Source organism: Acidobacteriota bacterium (assembly GCA_016196035.1).
Taxonomy (GTDB): Bacteria; Acidobacteriota; Blastocatellia; order RBC074; family RBC074; genus JACPYM01.
The window spans coordinates 37,731-61,820 of the sequence record JACPYM010000088.1 but is presented as its reverse complement, the minus strand read 5'-3'; the positions used below and the strand labels follow the sequence as shown (position 1 = coordinate 61,820).

The 24,090-nt window shown below is 57.3% G+C and carries 14 protein-coding genes and 1 pseudogene; 12 read left to right on the top strand and 3 right to left on the bottom strand.

Going from position 1 to position 24,090, the window contains the following annotated elements:
• The first annotated feature begins 82 nt into the window (after positions 1-82).
• The 3 genes from HY011_25415 to alr all read left to right on the top strand — a co-directional run bounded on the left by HY011_25415 (position 83) and on the right by alr (position 3,933).
• Positions 83-1,321, top strand: a complete 1,239-nt coding sequence (locus tag HY011_25415) for a PrsW family intramembrane metalloprotease (protein MBI3426283.1) — start codon at positions 83-85, stop codon at positions 1,319-1,321.
• A 106-nt stretch (positions 1,322-1,427) separates the two neighbouring features.
• Positions 1,428-2,792 (top strand): replicative DNA helicase, encoded by a 1,365-nt coding sequence (gene dnaB, locus HY011_25410; protein ID MBI3426282.1) that lies wholly within the window; start codon positions 1,428-1,430, stop codon positions 2,790-2,792.
• 7 nt (positions 2,793-2,799) lie between these two features.
• Positions 2,800-3,933: an alanine racemase gene (gene alr / locus HY011_25405; GenBank protein MBI3426281.1), complete on the top strand. Its 1,134-nt coding sequence runs from the start codon at positions 2,800-2,802 to the stop codon at positions 3,931-3,933.
• Between the two features lie 6 nt (positions 3,934-3,939).
• Here the strand turns inward: alr and HY011_25400 are convergent, their stop codons facing one another.
• Positions 3,940-5,331: a hypothetical protein gene (locus HY011_25400; GenBank protein MBI3426280.1), complete on the bottom strand. Its 1,392-nt coding sequence runs from the start codon at positions 5,329-5,331 to the stop codon at positions 3,940-3,942.
• A gap of 656 nt (positions 5,332-5,987) precedes the next feature.
• Between HY011_25400 and HY011_25395 the strand changes: the two genes are divergently transcribed.
• The 3 genes from HY011_25395 (at position 5,988) to HY011_25385 (ending at position 11,526) form a co-directional block, all read left to right on the top strand.
• On the top strand, positions 5,988-6,500 hold the full coding sequence (locus HY011_25395; GenBank protein ID MBI3426279.1) for an LURP-one-related family protein: 513 nt from the start codon (positions 5,988-5,990) through the stop codon (positions 6,498-6,500).
• Between the two features lie 106 nt (positions 6,501-6,606).
• Positions 6,607-10,134, top strand: coding sequence for a carboxypeptidase regulatory-like domain-containing protein (locus tag HY011_25390; protein MBI3426278.1), 3,528 nt, complete (start codon positions 6,607-6,609; stop codon positions 10,132-10,134).
• A gap of 105 nt (positions 10,135-10,239) precedes the next feature.
• The gene (locus HY011_25385; protein MBI3426277.1) at positions 10,240-11,526 is read left to right on the top strand and encodes a mandelate racemase/muconate lactonizing enzyme family protein; all 1,287 of its coding nucleotides are present in this window, start codon (positions 10,240-10,242) and stop codon (positions 11,524-11,526) included.
• 222 nt (positions 11,527-11,748) lie between these two features.
• Here HY011_25385 and HY011_25380 read toward each other — a convergent pair whose 3' ends face one another.
• Complete coding sequence (locus HY011_25380; GenBank protein ID MBI3426276.1) at positions 11,749-13,149, bottom strand: hypothetical protein; 1,401 nt, start codon at positions 13,147-13,149, stop codon at positions 11,749-11,751.
• A gap of 343 nt (positions 13,150-13,492) precedes the next feature.
• Here HY011_25380 and HY011_25375 point away from each other — a divergent pair, with 343 nt between their 5' ends.
• From HY011_25375 to HY011_25350, 6 genes and pseudogenes are all read left to right on the top strand, one after another.
• Positions 13,493-16,837 carry a TonB-dependent receptor gene (locus HY011_25375; GenBank protein ID MBI3426275.1) on the top strand — a complete coding sequence of 1,115 codons (3,345 nt, stop codon included), beginning with the start codon at positions 13,493-13,495 and terminating at the stop codon, positions 16,835-16,837.
• Positions 16,838-17,013: 176 nt separating this feature from the next.
• Positions 17,014-18,225, top strand: a complete 1,212-nt coding sequence (locus HY011_25370; protein ID MBI3426274.1) for an esterase — start codon at positions 17,014-17,016, stop codon at positions 18,223-18,225.
• 92 nt (positions 18,226-18,317) lie between these two features.
• Positions 18,318-18,614 (top strand): annotated as a pseudogene (locus HY011_25365) (esterase).
• Positions 18,615-18,658: 44 nt separating this feature from the next.
• On the top strand, positions 18,659-19,147 hold the full coding sequence (locus tag HY011_25360) for a hypothetical protein (GenBank protein MBI3426273.1): 489 nt from the start codon (positions 18,659-18,661) through the stop codon (positions 19,145-19,147).
• A gap of 133 nt (positions 19,148-19,280) precedes the next feature.
• Positions 19,281-20,663 carry a starvation-sensing protein RspA gene (locus tag HY011_25355; GenBank protein MBI3426272.1) on the top strand — a complete coding sequence of 461 codons (1,383 nt, stop codon included), beginning with the start codon at positions 19,281-19,283 and terminating at the stop codon, positions 20,661-20,663.
• A 191-nt stretch (positions 20,664-20,854) separates the two neighbouring features.
• Positions 20,855-22,213, top strand: a complete 1,359-nt coding sequence (locus HY011_25350; protein ID MBI3426271.1) for a Gfo/Idh/MocA family oxidoreductase — start codon at positions 20,855-20,857, stop codon at positions 22,211-22,213.
• Between the two features lie 296 nt (positions 22,214-22,509).
• Here HY011_25350 and HY011_25345 read toward each other — a convergent pair whose 3' ends face one another.
• A complete protein-coding gene (locus HY011_25345; protein ID MBI3426270.1) occupies positions 22,510-23,871 on the bottom strand; it encodes a cytochrome c3 family protein in 1,362 nt (453 codons plus the stop codon).
• Between the last annotated feature and the right edge of the window lie 219 nt (positions 23,872-24,090).

Below are 24,090 nucleotides of genomic sequence, written 5' to 3'. Positions count from 1 at the left end.
TGCGGATTGAGCGAGGCCGCCACTGTGGTTGTGTTTTGCTGTGTCTGCCATCTGCCATCTGCAATCTGCAATCCGCAATCGAATGTCTGACCTTCAGCAACTCATCTTCATCCCTCTGATTTCCTTGCTGCCATGCGTGGTGTGGCTGGTGTATTTCTATACGCACAGCCGCTACAAGCGTCCGCCGTTCAAGCTGATTGCGGTCACCTTTCTGCTGGGATCGCTCGCCACCATTCCCGCCCTCTTTCTGAATGTCATCGGCCAGAAAGCGTTTTATCTGTTCGCGGGTGAGACGCAAATCTCGCACATTCTGGTTTTCTTCTGCGTCGTCGGCCCGGTCGAGGAAGCGATCAAGATGTTGATGGTCTGGGTTTACGCCTACCGGCAGCCCGAATTCGATGAGCCGTTGGACGGCGTGATTTACAGCGCCTCTGCCGCCTTAGGTTTTGCCGCCGTCGAAAACATCGTTTACATCGCGCAGAACAATCCCATGCTCGTCTGGTTGCGCGGCTCGCTTTCCAATCCCGGCCACGCGTTGTTTTCGGCCATCTGGGGGCTGGCGCTTTGCCAGGCCAAAACCAAACCCAATCTCGTCAGCGAACGCGCGCCCATTTTGGTCAGGGGCTGGTTGATCGCCGCGTTGCTGCACGCGCTGTTCGACACGCTGCTGGAAGGCGCGACCAAAATCCACTTGATCTTTTTTGCCCTGCTGGTCGGCACGATGATGGCGCTGTTTTTCTGGGTGCGCACGCGCATCAAGTATCACGCCGACACCTCGCCGCACCGCGAAGGCACCTTGCTGATGCCGACGCGCCGCTATTGCCAGCAATGCGGCGCGAAAGGCAAAGCCGGGATGCCGTGCCCGCGCTGCGGCGTGCTGATTCCTGACCCTGAAGAGCTGGAGCTTTGCCCGGTGTGCAGCGAGCCGCAACGACCCGGCGCGAAATTCTGCACACGCTGCGGCGCCAACATTCGCATCCCCGCGCGCGAGAATCTGGACAACCGCCCGCATTTCGTTTCGGTCACGCAAGATGGCGACGAACGCATCGCCTTCATCCTCAACCGCGACGAAGTCTTTGTGGGCCGCACGCTCAACAATGCCTTTGTGATCGAACATCCTTCGGTTTCCAAACGCCACGCTCGCCTGTTGGTGGAAGACGACCATTACTATCTGTTTGATCAGGAAAGCAGCAATGGCACCTTCGTCAACGGCAAACGCATTAAAGAGATGCGGCTGGAAGACGGTTGCGAGGTGCGCTTTGGCCGGGCCAATTTCATCTATCGCTCACGGCAAAAAGATGGTGCAGCGGAGTTGGCTTGATGAATTCGCCTGCCGCACTCGATTCTTCCGCGTAGCTTGAGCCAGTCTCCGGTTCCGCATAAGATGCACATCGCTTTCAGATCACCTTCATTCAAGACAAAACATTATGGCTGACCGCAGAGGCGATGCTGCCTTAGACAAACAGATGCCCAATAACGTCGAGGCCGAACGGCTGATCCTCGGCGTGATTCTGCTCGACAATTCCACCATCAACCAGGCTGCCGAACGACTCAAGCCGGATGATTTCTTCCTGCCTTCGCACAAACGCATCTACGAAAAGATGATTTACCTGTATGAGCAGGGCCGGGCGATTGATCCGATCACCTTGCAGGAGGAATTGCGGCGCGCGGGCGAATTGGAGCAGGTTGGCGGCGCGGCGTATATCGCCTCGCTGTTCGATGGTGTGCCGCGTTTCTCGAACCTGGACAATTACACGCGCATCACCAAAGGCAAGTCCACGCTGCGGCGGCTGATTCACGCCGCCAGTCAGGTGATGACGATGGCCTTTGACGAAGAGGAGGAGCCGGAACTCATCCTCGATCAAGCCGAACGCCTGATCCTCGGCATCGCCGAAGACCGCATCAAACAAGGCTTCACGCCGCTCAGCGAAGTCGCCGAAAGCCAGCTCAAACACATCGAAGAGATTGCCGGGCGCGGCCAATTGATCACCGGCATCGCGACGGGCTTTACCGATCTCGATTACATGACTTCAGGCTTGCAGCGCGGCGATTTGATTATCGTTGCGGCGCGGCCTTCGATGGGCAAAACGGCGTTTTGTTTGAACGTCGCGCAAAACGCCGCACTGCGCGTGCAACATCACGGCCAAAAGGCCGTCGTCGGCGTCTTCTCGCTGGAAATGAGCAAGGAGCAGTTGGTCAACCGCATGCTCTGTTCGCAAGCGCGCATTGACGCGCACCGCTTGCGCAGTGGGATGCTCAGCAAAGATGACTGGCGCAAACTCGCACTGGCCGTGGGCGAGCTTTCAGAGGCTAAGGTTTTTCTGGATGACACGCCGGGCATGTCCGTGCTGGAAATGCGCGCCAAAGCCCGCCGCTTGAAAAATGAGCAGAAATCGCTCGACTTGATCGTGATTGATTACTTGCAGTTGATGAGCGGGCGCGGGCGCATCGAATCGCGCCAACAGGAAGTTTCCCAAATTTCGCGCGAACTGAAGATGCTGGCCAAGGAATTGAATGTCCCGCTGATCGCGCTTTCGCAGCTTTCGCGCGCGCCGGAACAACGCACGGGCAGCCGTCCGCAGCTTTCAGATTTGCGTGAATCGGGCAGCATCGAGCAGGACGCCGACGTCGTGATGTTCATTTACCGCGAGGACTACTACAAACCCGAAACCGAGAAGCAGAACATCGCTGAAATTATTATTGGCAAACAGCGCAACGGCCCGACCGGGGCGGTCGAGTTGGTCTTCCTCAAACAACTCACCAAGTTTGAAGACAAATTCCGCGAAGGTTGATGCCCGCATGATACAGCCGTCGTCATCCCGCCCGACCTGGGTGGAAATCTCGCTCGCCAACCTCGCGCACAATTGCCGGACGCTCAAACAGCAGTTGAACCCGCCAACCCAGCTTATGTCCATCGTCAAGGCGGACGCCTACGGGCACGGCGCGCTGCGTTGCGCTCAGGTTTTAGAAGAGGCGGGTGCGGACTGGTTTGGCGTCGCGCTGATCGAAGAGGCGCTCGAATTGCGCGCGGCGGGTATTGCCAAACCGATCTTCTGCCTGGGTGGATTCTGGCCCGCCCAGGCTGGCGAAATCATCACACACAACCTGACGCCCGCGCTCTTTCGTCTGGATGCGGCGGCGACGCTGAATGAAGCCGCGCGCGCCCAGGGCTGCCGCGTCAAGGTGCACGTCAAAGTAGACACGGGGATGGGCCGCTTTGGCTTGCCGCTGGCTGAGCTCGCGGCCTTTGCCGAAGCCTTCAAACAATTCACACATCTGGAACTGGACGGGTTGATGACGCATTTCGCCAGCGCCGACGATGAAAATAGTTCTTATACCTTGGCACAACTGGCACGCTACGACGAAGCGCTGGTGATTCTGAAGTCGCAGGGCTTCGAGCCGACGTGGCGGCATCTAGCGAATAGTGCGGGAATGCATGGCTATGCACAGGCCCGCGGCACGCTGGTGCGGGTGGGAGCCTTGCTCTATGGGCTGACGGGCGACATTCTGAAACCGGGCGCGACACCGCCCGCTGTGCGTCCCGTGCTCTCCCTGCATTCGCGCATCGCCTGGTTGAAGACGGTACCTGCGGGTACGGCAATCGGTTATGGCGCAACCTTTGTCACGCAACGTGAGAGCCGGATTGCGACGATCCCGATTGGTTATGCAGATGGTTTGCGGCGCGCTTTGTCGAATCAGGGACACGTGCTGGTGCGCGGGTGTAGCGCGCCGATTGTGGGGCGCGTGAGCATGGATTTGACGATGATTGACGTGTCCGAAGTGCTTGAGGTCGCGCTCGATGATGAAGTCGTGTTGCTTGGCGCGCAAGGCGCGCGGCGCATCACCGCCGAAGAGGTCGCCGCATTACTAGGGACCGTGTCGTATGAAGTCGTGACTGGAATTTCGGCGCGCGTGCCGCACGTTTATCGTTGAGGCCGATCAATGACCTGCTGGAAGTGGAATCAGCCGGTAAGTTTCGTAATGATAATTCAGCAGAATGTTGTCATCGGTTTCAACCCGGACGACGACCTGATAAGCGGGCGGAAAGGTCGTGTGCCCGTCCTTGGCGAGTTGCTGTTTCAGGACCTGTAGGTTTTCCGGCGAAGTGAAGAACTCGGCAGCGGCCTGTGTGCCTGCGGAGTTGATGCCGGAAAAGATGACGGTGCGATGTTGCTGATTAACCGAGCTATCGCTGGGCAGCACTGTAATTAACCCAAAGACCTGGGTCATCCGCTTACTCTGATCGCGTTTTATCTGGTAAAGCGGTTGCTGCGGCTGCCCGGTGGCGGCGATACCATTCAAGAAGTTGGCGGTGAGCGGACACTTTGCCAGAAAATGCGCGATGGCCGGACTGTATTCCGCCGCGCCCAGCAACACGACATTGCGTTGCCGCAAGGCCGGCATGGAAAGCACCATTTCAGGAAACAACCGTGGCGCCGTGCCTGCCGCCGCGAGTGTTTTATAGGCCGTGAGCGCGCCGAGCGCATCACCCCAATAAGTACTATTCGTGGTCAGCGTCAAATGTTGTTGGCCGCTGGTGGTCGGGTAGCGTTCTTTGATCCAATCCAGCAATTCCAGGGGCAAGGGCCGGGCGTTGGGATCATTGAAGGTGGCAAAGGGCGAACCTGAAATAACGTCAGGGTGCACCGAAAGGCTCGGTGGATTGGCGACACACACCAAGACTTCGGCATTGGGCGTGAGCAACGGTCCCCAGGCTTCAGCGATGATAGGCGCGAGCGCCGCTGTTTGCGCCGCCGTATTTGGGCGCAGGCTGGTGAACCAATAAAGTGCGCCAGCCGTCAACGCCATCAATGCGGCTCCGGCTACGAATCCCCTCAACCAATTCCTTTTGGCAGGGGGCGTTTGAGGCGCAACCGCCAGCGCTTCTTCCTGGCTTACAGGCCGCGGCACGAGCGGTTCGACGACAGGTGAGGAAGCGGCCAACGCCAAACCTTTCGACTGGGCAGCCAGTGGGCCGCTTAAAAAATGCGGACAGTAAGAGCCTTTATTCAGTTCAATGCGGACAGGCGCAACGGGCTGTTCGAGTTCGTAATACTCCTGTAACTTTTTGCGTAGCGCGAACGCGCGGTTACGCACCGCCGAATCATCGCCTGGCGAGTAATTGACAGGCCGCCCCAGTGCCTCGACTCCGATCGAGTATTCGGTCAACTCGTGACCCCGCCCCGCCAGTTCCATTTCACAGATGTATTTCAGAAAGCTTTTTAACTGGTCCGCGCGCGCAAACGTCTGGCTGTGCAGCACGGCTTCGAGGGCGGCCTGCTTTTGCTCGGCGGAAATTGAGTGGTCAGGTTCCAGGGCGGTTGCGTGCATAAGTGTTTGGGAATCAGCGGTGTTTAGTGTTAGCCAAACCTGCGGCCAGATGTTAGCAAACGTTTTGTAACGTTCCAATACTTGCCAGAACTTTCTTTGGGCAGTACAAGAGTTTCGCAAATTCTTGTCACCGAACTATTCAGTGCTTTGCTGGGTTCAAACTAATTCAAAACCAATGGCCTTGCCATCTGCAAAGGCTTTGCTGGCATTACAAACCGACCGTGCAAAAGGACTCGTTGGGCGGAAGCTATTGTCTAGCGGCTCAGCCAATCTTTGCTAGTTGAGTTTAGCCCGGTCTTATTCGAGACCGGGAAAGGGTATGCTTTGATATCGGAGCCGTAACGCGACGACCTTCGGGCTGTGCCCGTGGTGGTTGCGCTACGGCCCCGGTTTTTGGCAATTCTTTCTCTGGGCTTCGGAAGATCAAGCTAAGGTCAACTACGCTGAGAATCGGTTGCGCTGTTTTGCTCCCATCGCTTTCGTGAGGAGGCCGCCACGGCCATCGGGCCACCTAAATCGGTTTTCAGTTGGGTGTCTGGAAGTTTATAGTCCTGCCTGTAGGCGGAATGATTCGCTTGCCCAAGCCTTCCGGCTGACGCCGGGACTACGAACCATACACGCAACTGAGAGATGATCGAGTCAAACAGAGCATTTGTATGCGCTACCTAATGAAACAAAAGCTGTTCTCGTTTGGCGCTGACTTCTATATCAAAGATGAAAAGGGCAACAACGCCTTTTATGTGGATGGCAAGGCGGTTAGCCTCGGCGACCGGTTCTCTTTGCAGGATTGCACTGGCAAAGAATTGGCCAGCATCAAGCAGAAGCTGCTGGCGTTGACGCCGAGTTACGAGATTCAGCGCGACGGCGAACTCTATGCCGTGGTCAAAAAAGACTTCTTCAACTTCTTTATTTGCGGCTACACGGTGGATGTGCCGGGGCCAAATGCAGAGGATGATTTGCGGGCCGAGGGCAGCCTGTTCGAGCACGAATATGAATTCAAACGCAGTGAACGAGTTGTCGCCACCGTCACAAAACGCTGGTTTTCATGGACAGATAGTTACGGCGTCGAGATTGCGCCGGGCGAAGACGATGTACTGATTTTGGCGAGCACCGTGGTCATTGACGCGGCTTGTCACGACGAACGAGCAAAAGGGCACGCAACAGAGTAAGAAAACGTGCCAGCAGCAAGCAAAACTCAAACAAGACATGAGGCAAAGAGCGCTCATGCCGTTGTTGCGGTACTGCTTGATTCTCATTTAACACAGGAGAGATGCAATGTATTTCCAGCAAGTCGGCAAGCGATTGTTTGCCTTGGTTAGCGGCTTCGGCTTTTTATGCGCTCTAGCGCTGAGCGCGCAAGCGCAGGTCACCACGGGCAGTATTCTGGGCACGGTGAAAGACAATTCCGGCGCGGCGGTCAAAGGCGCCAAAGTCATCGTGACCGAAGTCGGCAAGAGCATGGCGACCAATTACACGACCGATGAAGAAGGGAATTACCAAGCGCCGTTTCTGATACCCGGCACCTATAGCGTGGCGGTCGAAGCGCAAGGCTTCAAAAAAGGCGTCACCAACAACGTCGTCGTCCAGATTGACCAAAAGGCACGCATTGATTTCAACCTCGAAGTCGGCCAACTCGCCGAAATCGCCGAAGTCACCGCCGCGACGACCCTGGTCAACACCGAATCGTCGGAACTCGGCCAGGTGATCGAAGAGCGTTCGGTCAAGGAGTTGCCACTCAACGGGCGCAACTTCGCGCAACTGGTTTATTTGGTACCGGGCGTCACGCCAGGACAACAGGGCGAGAATCTGTCGGGCGCTTCGACGTTCAATCCGCGTGCCTCGTCGAATTTCAATTCGCTGGGCCATCACGCCAACTCGAACGGCTGGCTGATTGACGGCATTGACAACAACGAATACACCTTTAACACCGTCATTGTGCAACCGACGGTGGAATCAGTGCGTGAGTTCAAGGCGTTGACGGGTACCTTTTCGGCGGAATACGGACGCGGCGCTGGCGTGGTCTCGGTTTCGACCAAATCCGGCTCGAACAATTGGCACGGCGGCGTGTTTGAATTTCTGCGCAACGACAAGCTCGACGCCTTTCAGCATCAGTTCGTCAACCCGCGTCCCACCAAAAAGCCGCCCTTTCGCCGTAATCAATTCGGCGGGTATGTGAGCGGGCCGGTTTGGGTGCCCAAGGTTTACAACGGCAAGAACAAGAGCTTTTTCTTTTTCGATTACGCGGGCCTGCGCGAGATTCGCGGCACGACCTTCGTCAACAGCGTGCCGACGGCCAAGGCGCGCACGGGCGATTTCAGCGAATACCTGGGCGCGAATCTGTGCACCAATACAGCCGGCGCGGCGGGTTCGTGCGGCGGCGCGTTCACCACGCCGTTGATGGTGAGCGACACGAATAATCTGACGGTGCAGGCGCGCGCCGGCATGATGTTCGATCCGCTGACGACGCGAAACAATCCGAACTTCAATGCGGCGGCGGCGGTGAGCGCGGCCAATCCGCAAATCCTGCGTTCGGCCTTTGCCAACAACCTCATTCCCACGGCGCGCATCAATCCGGTGGGCTTCAACGTGGCGAGCATTTATCCGCTGCCGCAAAACAGCAGTTTGACCAACAACTATACCTCGGTGGTTGGCCGCGACGTGGGCGACAACTCCTACACTTTCCGCTTCGATCACGAGTTCAGCGACCGCGACAAGTTTTTCGCGCGCTACAGCTTTGGCGACTTTCGCCTGGACGCGCCGCAGGGACAGGCCGCTTGCTGTCTGCCGACGCCGGATTTTGCCAAGAGCAAGTTCGACCTCGGCCCCTTTGTCGCGGGCATTCAGAACACGACCTTGCGCACGCAGGGGCTGGCGCTGAATCACACGCACACCTTCTCTCCCGCGCTCTTGCTGGAATTGCGCGTCGGGTTTGCGCGCACCAACCCGCGCACGGTGCAATCCGATTACGGCCACAATGCCTCGACTTCGCTGGGCATTCAGGGCATCAACATTTCGCAATTCACGTCGGGGCTACCCAACATCACCATCACCGACCTGACCGGTTTGAGCGGCGGGCCGAACTTCCTGCCGGTCAATCCCAAACAGACGCACTATCAATTCACCAGCAACCTGTTTTACACGCTCAACAAACAGACGCTGAAATTCGGCTTCCACTTCGTTGACCGTAAACCGTCACCGTTTACGCAATCGAACACGCGCGGCGCGTTCACGCTGGGCAACGAATACACACGGCTGCCGTTTTCAGCGGGCGCGGCGGTGGGCGGCACGGGCACGGGGCTGGCGACGCTCTTGCTCGGCTATACCATCAACGGTTCGCGTGGCTTCCTGAACGAGAACTACTACCTGACGAATAAGGAATTCGCGGGCTTCATTCAGGACGACATCAAAGTCACCAGCCGCCTGACCGTCAACGCGGGTTTGCGTTATGAGGTCTATACGCCGGACGTCGAGAACCGCGACCTGATCGTCAACTTCGACCCCAACAAGCTGCGGCTGATTTACGCGGGCGAAGAGGGCTATTCGCGTTCGGCGGGCAAAGAGACGCATTACAAAAACTTCGGCCCACGCCTGGGCTTCGCTTACGACGTGTTCGGCAACGCCAAGACCGTCGTGCGTGGCGGCTATGGCATCAGCTATTTCCCCGAACCGTATGCGGCGGGCAATCTGTTGGGTCAGAACATTCCATTGTCAGTGTCGCAAAGCTATGCCAACGACACGACGCCGGCAAATTTCGCCACCGTGACGACGATCAATCGCCCGTTCCCGACGCCGGTGCAATTCAAGCCGACGACGACGGCGGCGCTGAATGCCGTCGTGCCAGTGCCGACGATCATCGGGCATGAGTTCTCGAACCTGACGCCTTACGCGCAGTCGTATGGCTTGAATATCGAACGCGCGCTGAGCAAGAGCGTCGTGCTCGAAGCCGGTTACGCGGGCAGCCGCGGCATCCACATCCCGGTGTTTTACAACGTCAACGAAGTGCAGCCCGGCGCCGGCTCAAACGCTTCGCGGCGTTTGATTCAACCGCTGGCGAACATCTCGGCGATCAACATTGCGCAATACCGCAATTCGTCGAGTTACAACGGGCTGCTGGTCAAGGCGAACAAACGCTTCAGCGGCGGCTCGAATTTCCTGCTGAGCTACACTTTCGGCAAATCGCTGGATTACGGTTCGTCGCCGGCGAGCGGCGGCGGTTCGGTCGGCAATCCGCAAACCTACACCAACATCAAAGCCGGGCGCGGCCCGTCAGGGTACGACGTGAAGCATCGCCTGGTGTTTAGTAGCGTTTACGAAGCGCCCTTTGGCAAAGGCAAGAAATGGCTGACGAGCGGCCCGCTGGCGTATGTGTTGGGCGGCTGGCAAACGACGGGCATCGTGACGGCGACGACGGGCCGCCCGTTCACGGTGTTTCTACAAAACGGCGTGAACAATGGTGCGCCGAGTTGGCCCAACCGCATCGGCAGCGGCAAACTCGACAATCCGACGACTGACAAATGGTTCGATATTGACGCCTTCGCCGCGCCCGCGCCGAATACGTTTGGCAACTCATCGCGCGGCACGCTCTATGCGCCGGGCAATTTCAATGTGGACGGTTCGCTCTCGAAGAACTTCAACTTGACCGAGAAGGTTGTCTTCAAGTTCCGTTTCGAGGCCTTCAATCTGTTCAACACGCCGTATTTCGGCTTCCCGAACGCGAACATCGGCGGGCCGACGGCGGGGCAGATTCGCTCGACGTTGTCTGACAATCGTAGTTTGCAGGGCGCGTTGAAGATCGAGTTCTAAGCAAAGCTGATGAGCAGGCAGCTCAAGTAAACACGCAGCAGCAGGCAAATTTGACTAACAAGTTTGCTTGCTGCTTTTTATTTACGCCTTGCACAAAGGGGACTTATGGTTTGCACCAAATTACGTAACAGTTCCACTCGCCGCTCTTTTCTTAAACAATCCGCCTTGGGCTTGACCGGCAGCCTGCTGGCGGCGGGCCACACCAACACCTGGGCACAACAGGCTGACAATTCGCTCAAGATCGCCAAGGTCGAGCCGATCCTGCTGACCGGTGTGCGGGGCAGCGCGCCCTGGGTTTTCGTGCGCGTCGAAACCGAAGACGGCTATGTCGGCTGGGGCGAAGGCACGAACTATCCCGGTGTGCGTCCGATTGCGACGGCGGTCAGCACGCTGAGCGGTGTCGTGATCGGTCAAAGCGCCTGGAATATCGAAGCGATATGGCAGCGCATGTATCGCTTTATGTATTACAACGGCATGGGCGGCATCGTGCTGGCCGCGCTCAGCGGCATTGACATGGCGCTCTATGACATCGTCGGCAAAAAACTGGGCGTGCCGGTTTACAAACTGCTGGGCGGACTCGCGCAAGAGAAGCTGCGCACATACGCCAACGGCTGGACGGAAGATTTGGCGCATACGCCGGAAGCCTACGCCGCGAAGACGAAAGAGCTGGTCGGGCGCGGTTATACCGGCTGCAAGCTTGATCCGTTTTTCAATACGCCGATGAACCGCGAAGTCATGCAACCGGATTTGCGCCTCGCTGCCGCCATCGTCAAAGCCATCCGCGAAGCGGGCGGCCCCGATTACGACATCGCCATTGACGTGCACGGGCGCTGGAACACCAAATCCACACTCGAAATCATCCGCGTGCTCGAACCGCAGCGCTTGTTCTTTTACGAAGAGGCCGTGCCACCCGAAAACGTCGCGGCGATGGCCGAGGTGCAACGCAATACGCAAACGCCGCTCGCGACAGGCGAACGCATCTTTGGCCGCCAGGGCTTCCGCGAATTGCTCGAACGCCAGGCCGTGCGCATCATCCAACCCGACCTCGCGCGCACAGGCGGCATCACCGAAACCAAGAAAATCGCCGCGATGGCCAACACCTATTACATTCCGGTCGCGCCGCACAATCCGAATGGGCCGCTCTGCACGCTGGCCTCGATGCACGTCTGTTTTTCGATTCCCAACTTTTTGATTTTGGAATTTTTCGAGAAAGATGAACCGGTCATTCAGGAGCTCGTGCCGGGCGGCGTGAAGCGCGACATTCAAGGCGTTTATCCGACGACGGCGCCGGGCTTGGGCGCAAACGTGACCGAAGATTTCTTGCGCAAATACAAGTTCAATCCTACGCTTACGGACGAGATGGAGCGGCGCACGTTCAATACGTTGAAGTAGAATGTCCTGAGTTCGAAAGAGTGAGTGGCGGCGGAACGCGATTCTGACGCCACTGGTTTTCAACCAGCGATGGATGCTCTTTGAACTGGCGCTCGACTTTCACTACACGCCAAAGCACGAGAGCTAATTCAATCTGGCAGGGATCGAATTCGGTATTTTGCAGCGGCAATGTCTCGACCGCCGCAATCAAAATTTAGCTGAGTCGCCCCTGAATGAATGTCTTCACTGACTTGCCGATGTTTGGATGATGCGGTAGGTCTCATAATGGAATTTGAGCAGGATGCTGTCATCCGTTTCGGCTCTGACCACTACCTGATAGGCTGGCGGGAAAGTATCGTGCCCGGCTTTTTTCAACTCCTGCTTCAATGCGAGTAAGTGGTCTGGCGAACTGAAAAACTCCGCTGCCGCGAGCGTGCCAGCCGAATTCACTCCCGAAAAGATCAGCGTGCGATCTTGCATGTTAGCCGAGCTTTCACCGGGCAGCACCGTGATCAAGCCGAAGACCTGCGTCAGCCGTTGCTGTTGCCCCAGTTTAATCGCATAACGCGCCGCTGGCGTTGCGGGCGTGGCGGGGCCGGCGATGGCGTCCAGGTAATTGACACGCAGCGGGCAATTTTCCTGCAAGCGGGCCACCGCTGAACTGTAATCCGGCGCGCCAAAGAAAATTACGTTGCGGTGTCGCAGCATCGGCATCGTGACGACTATTTCAGGAAATATCTGCGGCGAAACACCTGCGGCGTTCAGAATTTTGAACGCCGTCAGCGCGCCTAACACATCTCCCCAGTAAGTGGCGTTACTGGAGATGGTTAAAGACAGGTTGGCTGGAGCGGCGGGATAGCGCTTGCTGTATAGCTCTTGAAGCTGCTGAGGCATTGGCAGCGCCGCCGGATAGTTGAATGGAATATTGGTTGTCGCGGGGGAGTAAGAGCCTGGGTGTACCGAAAAACTGGGTGGATTAGCGACACATAGCAACACATCGGCATTCGGCGCCAGCAGCGGCCCCCAGGCTTCAGCCAGAATCGGCGCCGGGTTGTGCGAAACTGCGTTAGAGAGTGGTTTGGCTCTCAGCCACCAGTAAAGCCCAGCGGCGAGCAGCGTCGTTAACATGACTCCGGCGCTGAAAGGGAGCAGCCAACCTCCTTTCCACTCACGCCAGCCCGTTGCTTCGGCTGGAACTAATTCTTCGTGCGCCCTAGGTGAATGGACAAGCTGCGACGCGAGTTGCTCAGCCGACATTCCGTTGCCATTCGCTTTTTGATGCGGTTGGCTCTCAACAAAGTGCGGACGGTAGGAGCCTTTCAGCAACTCGATGCGCAGGGCGGCGTTGGGCTGTTCCTGCTCGTAAAACTCCTGTAGCTTTTTCCTGAGCGCAAAAGCCCGGGTGCGCACCGCCGAGTCATCGCCCGGCGAATAACTGGCTGGTCGCCCCAGCGCTTCAATGCCGACTAGATACTCGGTCAATTCGTGACCGCGCCCGGCCAACTCCATTTCACAAACGTATTTCAGGAAACTTTTCAACTGGTCAGCACGGGCAAAGGTTTGGCTGTGCAGCACGGCTTCGAGCGCCGCACCCTTTTGCTCGCTCGTCAGAGACTGGCTGGTTTGGAGAGACGTTTCGCTCATAAGTGCTTTTAGCCTGGCGGTTTTTGCCGTAGTGGAAACAGTGCTGGGGGACGTTACCGAACGTTGTGTAACGTTCAAAGACTTGTCAGGTATTTCTGGCGGAAGTACAACGATGCCGTTTTCCTACCATTTTGACTAACAAACAAACAGAACTACTGGCTTTGCTGTTAAGAGGCTTTGCCCGATTACATCGGCGCGATTCTCTCGATCAACTGGATGGATGTTCCGGTGGCCCCGGATTACTAAGGCCACATCAGTCCTAAGTCCCCCGCAGCCTAACAAGCTGCGGCGCATCTTAACAGGAGTAAATATGAAAATGAAAATGCGGCCGATACTTCTTCTTATGCTAGGCAGTGTAGCGCTGCTCTCCGTTTTGGCCGCTACTGGCAAGGCGCAAACCAGCGGTGAAATTACCGGCCTAATAACCGATTCGTCTGGTGCTAACGTCGCGGGCGCGGCTGTCACCGTGACGAACAAAGCGACCGGCGCGGCGCGGCGCATCACCACCAACAATGAAGGACTGTATACCTTTCCCTCACTCCTGCCCGGCCAATACGATCTTAAAATCGAGCAGCAGGGCTTCAAAACGGCAGTGCGCGACAACCTCACACTCGCAGTTCAGCAGACGCTGCGGCTGGATGTGACGATGGAGGTCGGCCAAGTCGGCGAGACGCTGACCATCACCAGCAACGGCGCACTGCTCAACGCCGAAAACGCGACGGTCGGCACCGTGATCGAAAACAAGATTGTGACGGAATTGCCGCTGAACGGACGGCAATATCTGAATCTGGTCGCGCTTTCGCCCAACGTGAACGTCCTCGCGCCAGCCGCTGGGCAAGCGGGCGCTCGTCAGGGCGGTGAACGCGCCCAGCAAGCAATCTCCGCGGGCGGGCAGCGCATCTTCTTCGATTACTACACGCTCGACGGCGTCAACAACATGGACGTGAACTTCAATTCGTATGTCGCCCTGCCCTCGATTGACGCCATTCAAGAGTTCAAGGTTCAAATCGGCGTTTACCCGGCGGAGTATGGGCATCAAAGCACGCAGGTGAACGTGCTCACCAAGTCGGGCGGCAATGCCTATCACGGCACCCTCTTCGAATTTTTGCGCAACGACAAACTTGACGCGAAGCAATACCAGTTCACCGCCGCCAGGCCAAAGAATCCGTTCAAGTGGAACGACTTCGGATTCGAGCTGGACGGGCCGGTGCGCATTCCCAAACTTTTCAACGGGAAAGACAAGCTCTTCTTTATGTCGAATTACGAAGCGCTGCGCCGCCGGCAGAGCGTGTTGAATACGTTTACCGTACCGACGACGAAGATGTTTGGCGGCGACTTCAGCGAGTTGCTTCCTTCTACAGTCATCTACGATCCGAACACGGGGCAGCCCTTTGCGGGCAATATCATTCCCACGAACCGGTTGGACCCGATCTCAGTCAAGTTTTTGAAGTACTACAATTCCGGCAGTGCGCTCACAACAAACAATTTTGCGCAGACCAGTTCCCAACCTTTCAACCGGGACGGCTTTGTTTTGAGATTGGACTTCATCGAGTCGTCGAAGTCGCAATGGATGGGACGCTACAACTGGGGCGACGAAAACACGTCCACACAGGGCCTGAATCTCGCCGGAACGAAAGTGCTTACCAACTACGAACAATACACCGGGGGCAACACGCGCACCCTCACTTCCAACTTGGTCAACGACGCCCGTTTCGGTTATACGCGGTTCTTTAACTCGCTGGGCACGCTGAGCGCGGGGAACACGGATGTGATTTCCGCCATCGGCATTCCGAACCAAAAACCGGGTGATCCGATTACTTGGGGCATTCCGAACGTCGTCTTCAACGGCGGCGGGTTCACCGGGATTGGCGACGCCAACGACGGGCCGTTCGCCAACAACAACAACACGCTGCAATTCGTGGATAAGTTGTCCTGGATTCATGGCAAACACACCTTCGCTTTTGGGGGCGAGTACAACCGGCAAAACTTCAACCAGGTCGGCAACCAGTTCTCGCGCGGTGTGTTTACCTTTCAGGCGAATGCGACAACGAATCCTGCCAATGGAAGCGGTGGTTACTCCTTCGCTGAATTCCTGCTGGGGAAACTTTTCGTCTCCACCAATGCCGCCGCCGTGGCCGATGCGAAATTTCAACGCAACGTCTTCCATACGTTTATTGACGACACCTGGAAAGTCACGCCCAAGCTGACGCTGTCGCTGGGCCTGCGTTACGAACTGACGCCGCCTTTCACCAATACCTACGGCAACTATTTCACGGTGAAGATACCGAAGATCGAGTTTATTGCGAACGCGCCGCAAGCCGATTGGCCGACCTTCGTGCGGCAGGGCAACTGCACCGATCCGTATCAAGGCCTGAGCATCCGTTGGACTAGCACGAACGCGGTTTGCGGCGGCGGTCTGAACAACAACCTCAGAGAGACGAAGTACAAGAACTTCGCGCCGCGCCTGGGCCTTGCCTATTCGCTCGATGACAAGACCGTGATCCGCGCCGGTTTTGGCATTTTCTTTATGCAGGACATTGCCAACGCTGAATACTTCGACATGGCCCGCAATATCGCGGCTCGCGTGGACCTGACCACGACACCCGCACTGCCGATTACTTGGAGCAATGCGATTCCCGGCGGTAGTGGAAGCGTAGTGCAAGTTCCACCGCCGTTTGCCTGGGCGGCGGCTTACGACCACGCGACGCCTTACACGATTCAGTACCTGCTGAACGTGCAACGGCAACTCAGTTCCAACTGGGCGTTGGAACTCGGCTATCTCGGCTCGCAAAGCCATCACCTCTACGGCTTCCAAAACATCAACCAGGCGCTCCCAGGCCCGTTAAGCAGCATCAATGCGCGCCGCCCCTTCGCCAACTTCGGCGTGCTTTCTTATGTCAATGACGCTTTCAACGCAAACTACAACGCCGCCAGCGTGAAGCTGACACGGCGCTTTAGCGAAGGCCTCAGCTTGACCACGAATTACACCTGGGCCAAATCAATTGACAATGCCAGCGGCACGCGCACCCAGGGCCTGGACACACTCTTTCCACAGGACAGCAGTTGCCTGCGTTGCGAGCGGGGCTTGTCGTCCTTCGATGTCCGCCATCGCTGGGTGCTCGGTACCGTCTATGACCTGCCTGTAGGCAAAGGCAAGCTCTTGGGCATTAACAACTCAATCGCCAACGGGTTTATTGGCGGGTGGCAACTGAGCGCGAACTCGACGATCCAGAGCGGCGTTCCGCAGACCCTCACCATCGGTATCAACAATGCCGGTACCAACAACCCGTTACCTGATCGCCCCAGTTTCTCAGGGACAGGCAATAGGTACGCCGCCGACCGCACACCCTCACGATGGTTCGACCCCGCCTCATTCGTCGTAGCACCCCAGGGCAGCTTCGGCAATGTCGGGCGGAATACGATGATTACACCGCATTTCCAGTCAATTGATCTGGCGGTGCATAAACAATTCCATCTGGGTTATAAGGAAGGCCACGTACTCCAGTTCCGGCTGGAAGCGTTCAACGTGTTCAACCATCCTGTCTGGGGTGCACCGAACGGAAACATTCTGGCCGGTCAGACATTTCCGGGTGCCACGTCCAATGCCGCGCATCAGGGCTTCGGCGTCATCAGTTCAACGGCTCTCCCGATGCGTCAGCTTCAACTCGGACTGAAGTATTCGTTCTGAGCCACGCGCCCGGACTCGTCGCTGGCGGCAGTCGCCAGCGACGAGTCCTCCATGCGGATGGTGGGCATTGCGGCTACGGCCGCAATGCCCACCATTTTTTTCGGCGCCGCGTTGCCAAGCGATCAAGGCAGCGCCGCCAACAAACTAATACCAATCTAAATATGGAGCCGACCGTTATGAAAAAATTGAAGAAGCGTTTTTGGATCATTCTATTTGCAAGTCTATGTTGGGCACTTTTTGCGGAGATCTGTTATGCACAAGAAGCAGGCAATTTTCAGCCTGCTACATCTAACGTTTGGGGTGCTGAATATCCAAAAGTGGATAGCACCGGGCGAGTTCAGTTACGAGTGAAAGCTGCGGACGCCACCAAGGTCAGGGTGAATTTCTGGAGCGGCCCCAAAGCCGAGATGGAGAAACAGGCAGATGGATTCTGGACATTCACAACGTCTTCGCTTGTTCCCGGTTTGCATTATTACAACTTCGTTGTTGATGGTGCGGATGTCAGTGATACAGGCAGCCAGTCTTTTTTTGGCGGCAATAAATTCGCCAGTGCCGTCGAGGTGCCAGAGTCGGGTTCGACTTATTACTCAATCCAAGATGTGCCGCACGGTCAGGTGCGCGAGGTTTGGTATAACTCGAAAGTAACAGGCAGTTGGCGGCACGCGCTGGTCTACCTGCCGCCGAGTTACGAGGCACAAACCAAGCAGCGCTTTCCCGTGCTCTATCTGCAACACGGCGGTGGCGAGGACGAAACGGGATGGATTCGGCAGGGACGCGCAAACTTCATTCTGGATAACCTGCTGGCCGAAGGTAAGTGCAAGCCGATGATCATCGTGATGGCGTATGGTTACGCCAAACGCGCGGGCCAACCTGCTCCTGCCGTAACTGGTCCGCCCACTTCGCCTGACCGGGCAAAGGCGATGCAGGAAATGTTTTCCGCGTTTGAAGACGATCTGACCCAAGCCCTGATACCTTTCGTTGACAAGACCTACCGCACGATTCCCAGTCGTGAAAATCGCGCGATGGCAGGGCTTTCGATGGGCGGCATGCAAACGTTCCAGATCACGCTGAAGCGTCTTGATCTCTTTTCTTACATTGGCGGGTTCAGTGGTGCAGGCGGCTTTCTGGGAGACCGCAAGATGGACGCGAAGAACGATTACAACGGTGTCTTTGCTGATCCGGCGGTGTTTGCAAAAAAGGTTCGATTGCTCTGGATTGGCATTGGAACAACTGAGCCAGAAAGAATGCGCGCCGGGATTCACCGGCTACATGACGCGTTAACAGAAGCCCAAATTCAGCATGTCTTCTATGAATCTCCGGGGACAGACCACGAATGGCAAACGTGGCGGCGCGATCTGCAAGACTTCGCGCCAAGGCTGTTTCGATAAGCCGCTTCTGGTGGCCGAACCGCGCTCCAGAAGTAACACAGCATCGCTCAGTGATAAGGATAACTATGAGAAAGATAAGATTCGTTTGTGTAATGACGCTGATCCTAACAGTTACGTTCGCGATACCGATTGCCGCGCAGGTACAAACCGAAGTACCTCCGGTGGTACCAGGCGCAAAGCCTGTAAAGGTAGAACGCAGCAAGATTCACGGAACCGCGCTCGAAGGGAACCTAGAAGGTGACGCGGTTGATCGCGATGTACTGGTGTTTTTGCCGCCGAGTTACGACAAGCAAAAGTCCCGGCGTTATCCGGTCGTCTATGCCCTGCACGGGTATTCCATCGGCGCGGAACAATGGAGCAAGGAAATTCACGTCCCGCAAACCATAGACAACCCCTTTTTCATGTGAGTTGTCGCGGCTGTTCTTTTGAAGCCGTGCCGCTCGAAAACGCCGCCGCGATGGCCGAAGTACAACGCAACGCCCAAACACCGCTGGCCACGGGCAAGCGCATCTTTGGGCGTCAGGGCTGCCGCGAATTGCTCGAACGCCAAGCCGTGCGCATCATCCAGCCCGACCTGGCGCGCACGGGCGGCATCACTGAAACCAAAAAGACCGACGCGCTGGCTGATACGTATAACATCCCGGTCGCGCCGCACACTCCGAACGGGCCGCTGTGCACGCTGGCTTCGATGCACGTCTGTTCCTCGATTCCGAACTTTCTGATTCTCGAATTCTTTGAGAAAGACGAACCGGTCTTCAACGACCTCGTTCCGGGCGGCGTCAAGCGCGATGTGCAAGGCGTTTATCCAACCAACACGCCGGGCCTGGGCGCGCAGGTGACCGAAGAGTTCTTGCGCAAATATAAATTCAACCCTACTCTCACCGACGAGATGGAACGCCGCACTTTCAACACTGTGAAGTAGTTTCAACCAGACACGAAGATTGCCACCGAGGCACGGAGGCACAGAGAGTAAGAGAGTTTTTCAAGATGGAACTGTTCTCTGCGCCTTCGTACCTCTGCGGCCAAACGCATCCCTTTTTTCAGGACAAAACCTTATGAAACGTCGTGACGCCTTACGTTCGCTCTCGCTGGCGGGCGGAGCCTCGTTGCTCGCCGCCAAAGAATCACTGGCCGAAACGCTCGCGCCGAATCCGGCTTACACCCAAGCCGTCAAAGGCACCGGGCCAGTCAAAATCCGTGACATCAAAACGATTCTGACCGCGCCCAATCGCATCCGCCTGGTCGTCGTCAAAATCGAAACCACTGAGCCGGGCCTGGTCGGCTGGGGTTGTGCGACATTTACGCAACGTGCGTTGGTCGTGCAAACGGCGCTTGAGAAATACCTGCGCCCCTTCCTGATTGGCCGCAACGTGGACGAAATCGAAGACATCTGGCAGTCGTCGTATGTGTCTTCGTATTGGCGCAACGGCCCGGTGCTCTTCAATGCGATGAGCGGCGTGGACATTGCGCTCTGGGACATCAAAGGCAAACGTGCCGGGATGCCGGTTTATCAACTGCTCGGCGGCAAAGTGCGGCACGGCGCCGATTGCTATTTCCACGCGGCGGGCAAGGATTTCGCCGAATTGGGCGAGCGCGTCAAAGGCGCAATCGAGCAGGGCTTCCGCCACGTGCGCATCCAATCCGGCGTCGAGGGCATGGCGACATATGGCGCGGGCGGCCCGAATCGCGGCACGGGCGCAGCAGGTGCCGCCAGCCCTGAGGCCATTGGCCCAACCAACCCGCAAGCGATTTGGGAGTCGGCGAAATACGCGCGCATGGTGCCGCGTATGTTCGAGGCCATGCGCAAGCAGTTCGGCGAAGACATCGAATTCCTGCACGACGTACACGAGCGCGTGACGCTGCAACAGGGCATTCAGATTTGCAAAGAGGTCGAGCAATACAAACCCTTTTTCATCGAAGACCCGTTCCCGCCCGAAGACAACGATCATTTCAAACTGTTGCGCAACCAGTGCAACACGCCGATTGCGATGGGCGAGTTGTTCAACACGCAGCACGAATACCTGCCGCTGATCAAAGACCGGCTGATTGATTTCATTCGCATCCACATCTCGCAAATCGGCGGCTTGAGTCCGGCCCGCAAGGTCGCGGCCTTAAGCGAATACTTCGGCGTGCGCAGCGCCTGGCACGGCCCCGGCGATGCTTCGCCGCTGGCACACGCGGCGCAACTGGCGCTTGAATTGTCGAGCTACAACTTCGGTGTGCACGAAGGCAGCGGCTTCCCGAAAGAAACGCAGGAAGTTTTCAAAGGCTGTCCCGAAGTCAAGAACGGTTACATGCTGGCGCAGGAGAAGCCGGGCTTGGGCATTGATTTTGATGAGGCGCTGGCGGCGAAATTCCAGGTGGTGGATAGCCCGCCGAATTTCGATTATTCGTGGGGCACGACGCGCCGCAAAGACGGCACGGTGATTCGGCCCTAAGACAAAGTGGTACAGCAGGCTGCCAGCCTGCGGTGTCTTTGCCAATGACACCATGAAGCTGACTTGCTGTCTTATGTCTGTAGCAGGCTAGCAGCTTGCTGTTGGCATCTTCGTCAGTGAGGCAAATTGATTGCCTTACTGACGAAGACGCAGCAGGCTGGCAGCCTGCTGTACATTGATTGGGAAGGCTTATGAAACGACGAGAATTCATCAGGCAGTCAATGCAGAGTGCTACGACGGTCGCGCTGACCGCCGCTTCTTACCAACGCATCCTCGGTGCCAACGACCGCGTTCGCCTTGCTTTGATCGGTTGCGGCGGGCGTGGCTCAGAAGTCGCCTCGCACATGCGCAAAGTGCCGGGCGCGGAATACGTCGCGGTTTGCGATGTCTACGCGCCCAACGTTGCCCAGGCCAAAACGCTGCTGAATCCGGCGGCGACAGGGTTCGGCGACTTCCGGCGTGTGCTCGAAAGCAAAGACATTGATGCGGTGCACGTCGCCACGCCCGATCATTGGCACGCGGCGATTACGGTGCTGGCCTGCCGCGCGGGTAAGGATGTTTATGTTGAAAAGCCGTTGGCGCTTACCATTCGGCAAGGTCGGCAAATGGTCGAGGCCGCGCGCCAATACAAGCGCGTCGTGCAAACCGGCATGCAGCAACGCTCCGCGCCGCATTACCGCGAAGTCGAGCGCATCATTCAAGCCGGCGAACTGGGCGAAGTGCGCTTCGTGCGCGTGTGGAATTACAGCAACCTGACGCCCAACGGCATCGGCAATGTGCCCGATGCACCCGTGCCCGAAGGTTTGGATTGGGACATGTATCTTGGCCCCGCGCCCCAGCGTCCGTTCAATCGCAGCCGTTTCCTGAGCACCTTCCGCTGGTTTTGGGATTACGCGGGCGGGACGATCACGGATTACGGCACGCACCGCTTCGATACCGTGCAACAGATCATGCACGTGAGCGCGCCGAAAACCGTCTCGGCCACCGGCGCGCGCTTCACGCTCAAAGACAACGGCGAGATGCCCGATGTGTTGCAGGCAACGTATGAATACGACGGCTTCGTGCTGAGTTACGAAGCGGTCAATCTCAACGCGCACGGCTTGGGCGGACGCACGCCGGGCTTTGAGGTTTACAATCAGCGCGGGCAGGACGACCGCCCGCATGGCGAAGCGTATTACGGTACGAACGGCGCGCTCTTTTGCGACCGCATCGGCTTTGAGATTTATCCTGAGCCGGTCAAAGCCGCGCAGACGCGCAAAGAACGCAGCAAGCCGGTTGACGCTTACCGCATGTCGGCCAAGCGCGTGCAAGCCGAAGACGCGACGGCGTTGCATACGGCCAACTTCATCGAATGCGTGCGTTCGCGCAAAGCGCCCAATGCCGAAGTCGAAATCGGCCATCGTTCGACCACCGTGCCGCATCTGGGCAACATCGCTTACAAGACCGGCAGGAAGCTGGTGTGGGACGCTGTAAAAGAAGATTTTGTGAATGACGCCGAAGCGTCAAAGCTGCTCAGCCGCGCGGCGCGCAAGCCGTGGGATTTGATCTAAAACCAAGCAAACAATTCGCTGATACAGTTGCCTGAGAAACAGAGTTAAAGAGAAGGCTGAGTGCGTTGCCGCGCGCAGCCTTCTCTCGCAAGCTTGTGATTTAGAGCGGTTTGCAATTGCGTTTACGGGAGCGCGTTGTGCCGGGACAGTACCGCGCGCGTCAGCAAGCGGTGCCTGGGCGACTCAGCCAATGGCGTAAGCTTGACGCGCCGCTTGCTGACGCGCGCGGTACTGTCCCGCTGCGCGACTTTTCCCATACACCGATGTGAAAACCGATCTAAGTTGTCCAGGCAGCTTTATGTGTCCCGCCGGTGCGGAAAACTTTCGCCCGGTTGTTGTTTATGACAGACCGTGCATTTGTTGATCGTGCCCGGATAGCCTTGCCACTGAATAGCCTGGACGTTGTCAGCAGGTTGAACGGTCGGCGTGATCGCATGCGGGCTGCCGTGGCAAGCGGCGCATTGCACATTGCCGTGGCCGCTTGAGTTGCGGTACAGCGTATTCGGCTGTTCGTATTCATGCCCGGCTTTGTTGTGGCAATCGGCGCAGCGCGGCTCGTCCACCCAGGGGCGGCGATTCGGATTGCCGACGGCGGCCATCGAAGTGTGGCAACTGTTGCAATCCATGCCTTTGGTGAAATGCACGTCGCGCAAACATTGCGTGCGCTGGCCCGGATGGCAGGCGTAACAGGAGTTGCCCAGGTTCGCCTGGCTCATGCGGTTAGCGTGCGAACTGTGCATCGCCTGCGAAAGGTTGGATACGCCCGTTTGGCCGGGCGCGCCCAACGCATTATCGGCGTGACAACTGGCGCACAAGACGGGCCGATGCATTTCCAATTGCGTGTTATGCCGCAAGTCGTGTTTGCGCAGGATGTCTATCGCCGGCCCTACGCCGGGCGTATTGTGGCAGATGTTGCAACTGATCTCCCACGAGACGGGCACGACGGCTTGGGTCTGCGCCAGTTGCTGGCCGGAACGCAGCACTTTGATATTGGCAAGTTGATACGGATTCTCGACGCCGCTGTCGGTCATGGGCGTAATGGGGATGCCGGTCACAGCCCAGTCGCGATTGCCAGTCGGTTGCATCGTGCCGGAGAGGCCATTGCCGGTCAGCCCGATGTCATTGGGCAAATTGACGCCGAACAGGTACGACGCAAAGAGCCAGAAGTTAGTCTTGGTCGAAGAGCGTGTGTTGCCGGGAATGCTGTATTGCACCGTCACGCCGCTCGAAACGACGCGCGGTTCCTCACCGGAACGATCAATCACTTGCGCGTGCAGCGTGTTGTAAGGCGGCAAAATCACCAATTCGGAAAAGTCCTGATTCATGCAATGCATGCCCAGATCGTTGTAGCCCAACACGACCAGCGAATTGCCCACCGGCACGGGCGTCGGCGTCGGCGTAGCGGTGGGACTGGGACGAGGTGTGGCGGTGGGACTCGGTCTGGGCGTCGCCGTGGGACTGGGTTTTGGCGTAGGCGTCACGACGGGTCTGACCGTCGCGGTGGCCACGGGTTTGGGCGTCGCCGAGGCTTTGCCATGCTCACTCGCCGCCTGACCTGAGAAATCGGGAACCGTGAGAAACGCCGCCGTTGCGACCAAAGACAACAGCGCGACATATCTCTTTAGCTGTCGAATCGTTTCCTGCGGAATGCCTGTCATATAGCTCTCCTTTTTTGAGCCTGCGTGATGCGAAAGCTTCGGGCATGAAACTTAGGCTCAACTCTGCCGATGGGTAAAACTCACCCAAGACCGATGATGCGAGATCACGGCTTTAGGCGCAGATGAATTGCAGCGGGGCCGCTGTTGCCGCCGGAACGTTTGAGAGCGGAGCAAACGTCGAGAAAGCGGTCAGCTTGGCGAATGGGATGCGTGTGGTTT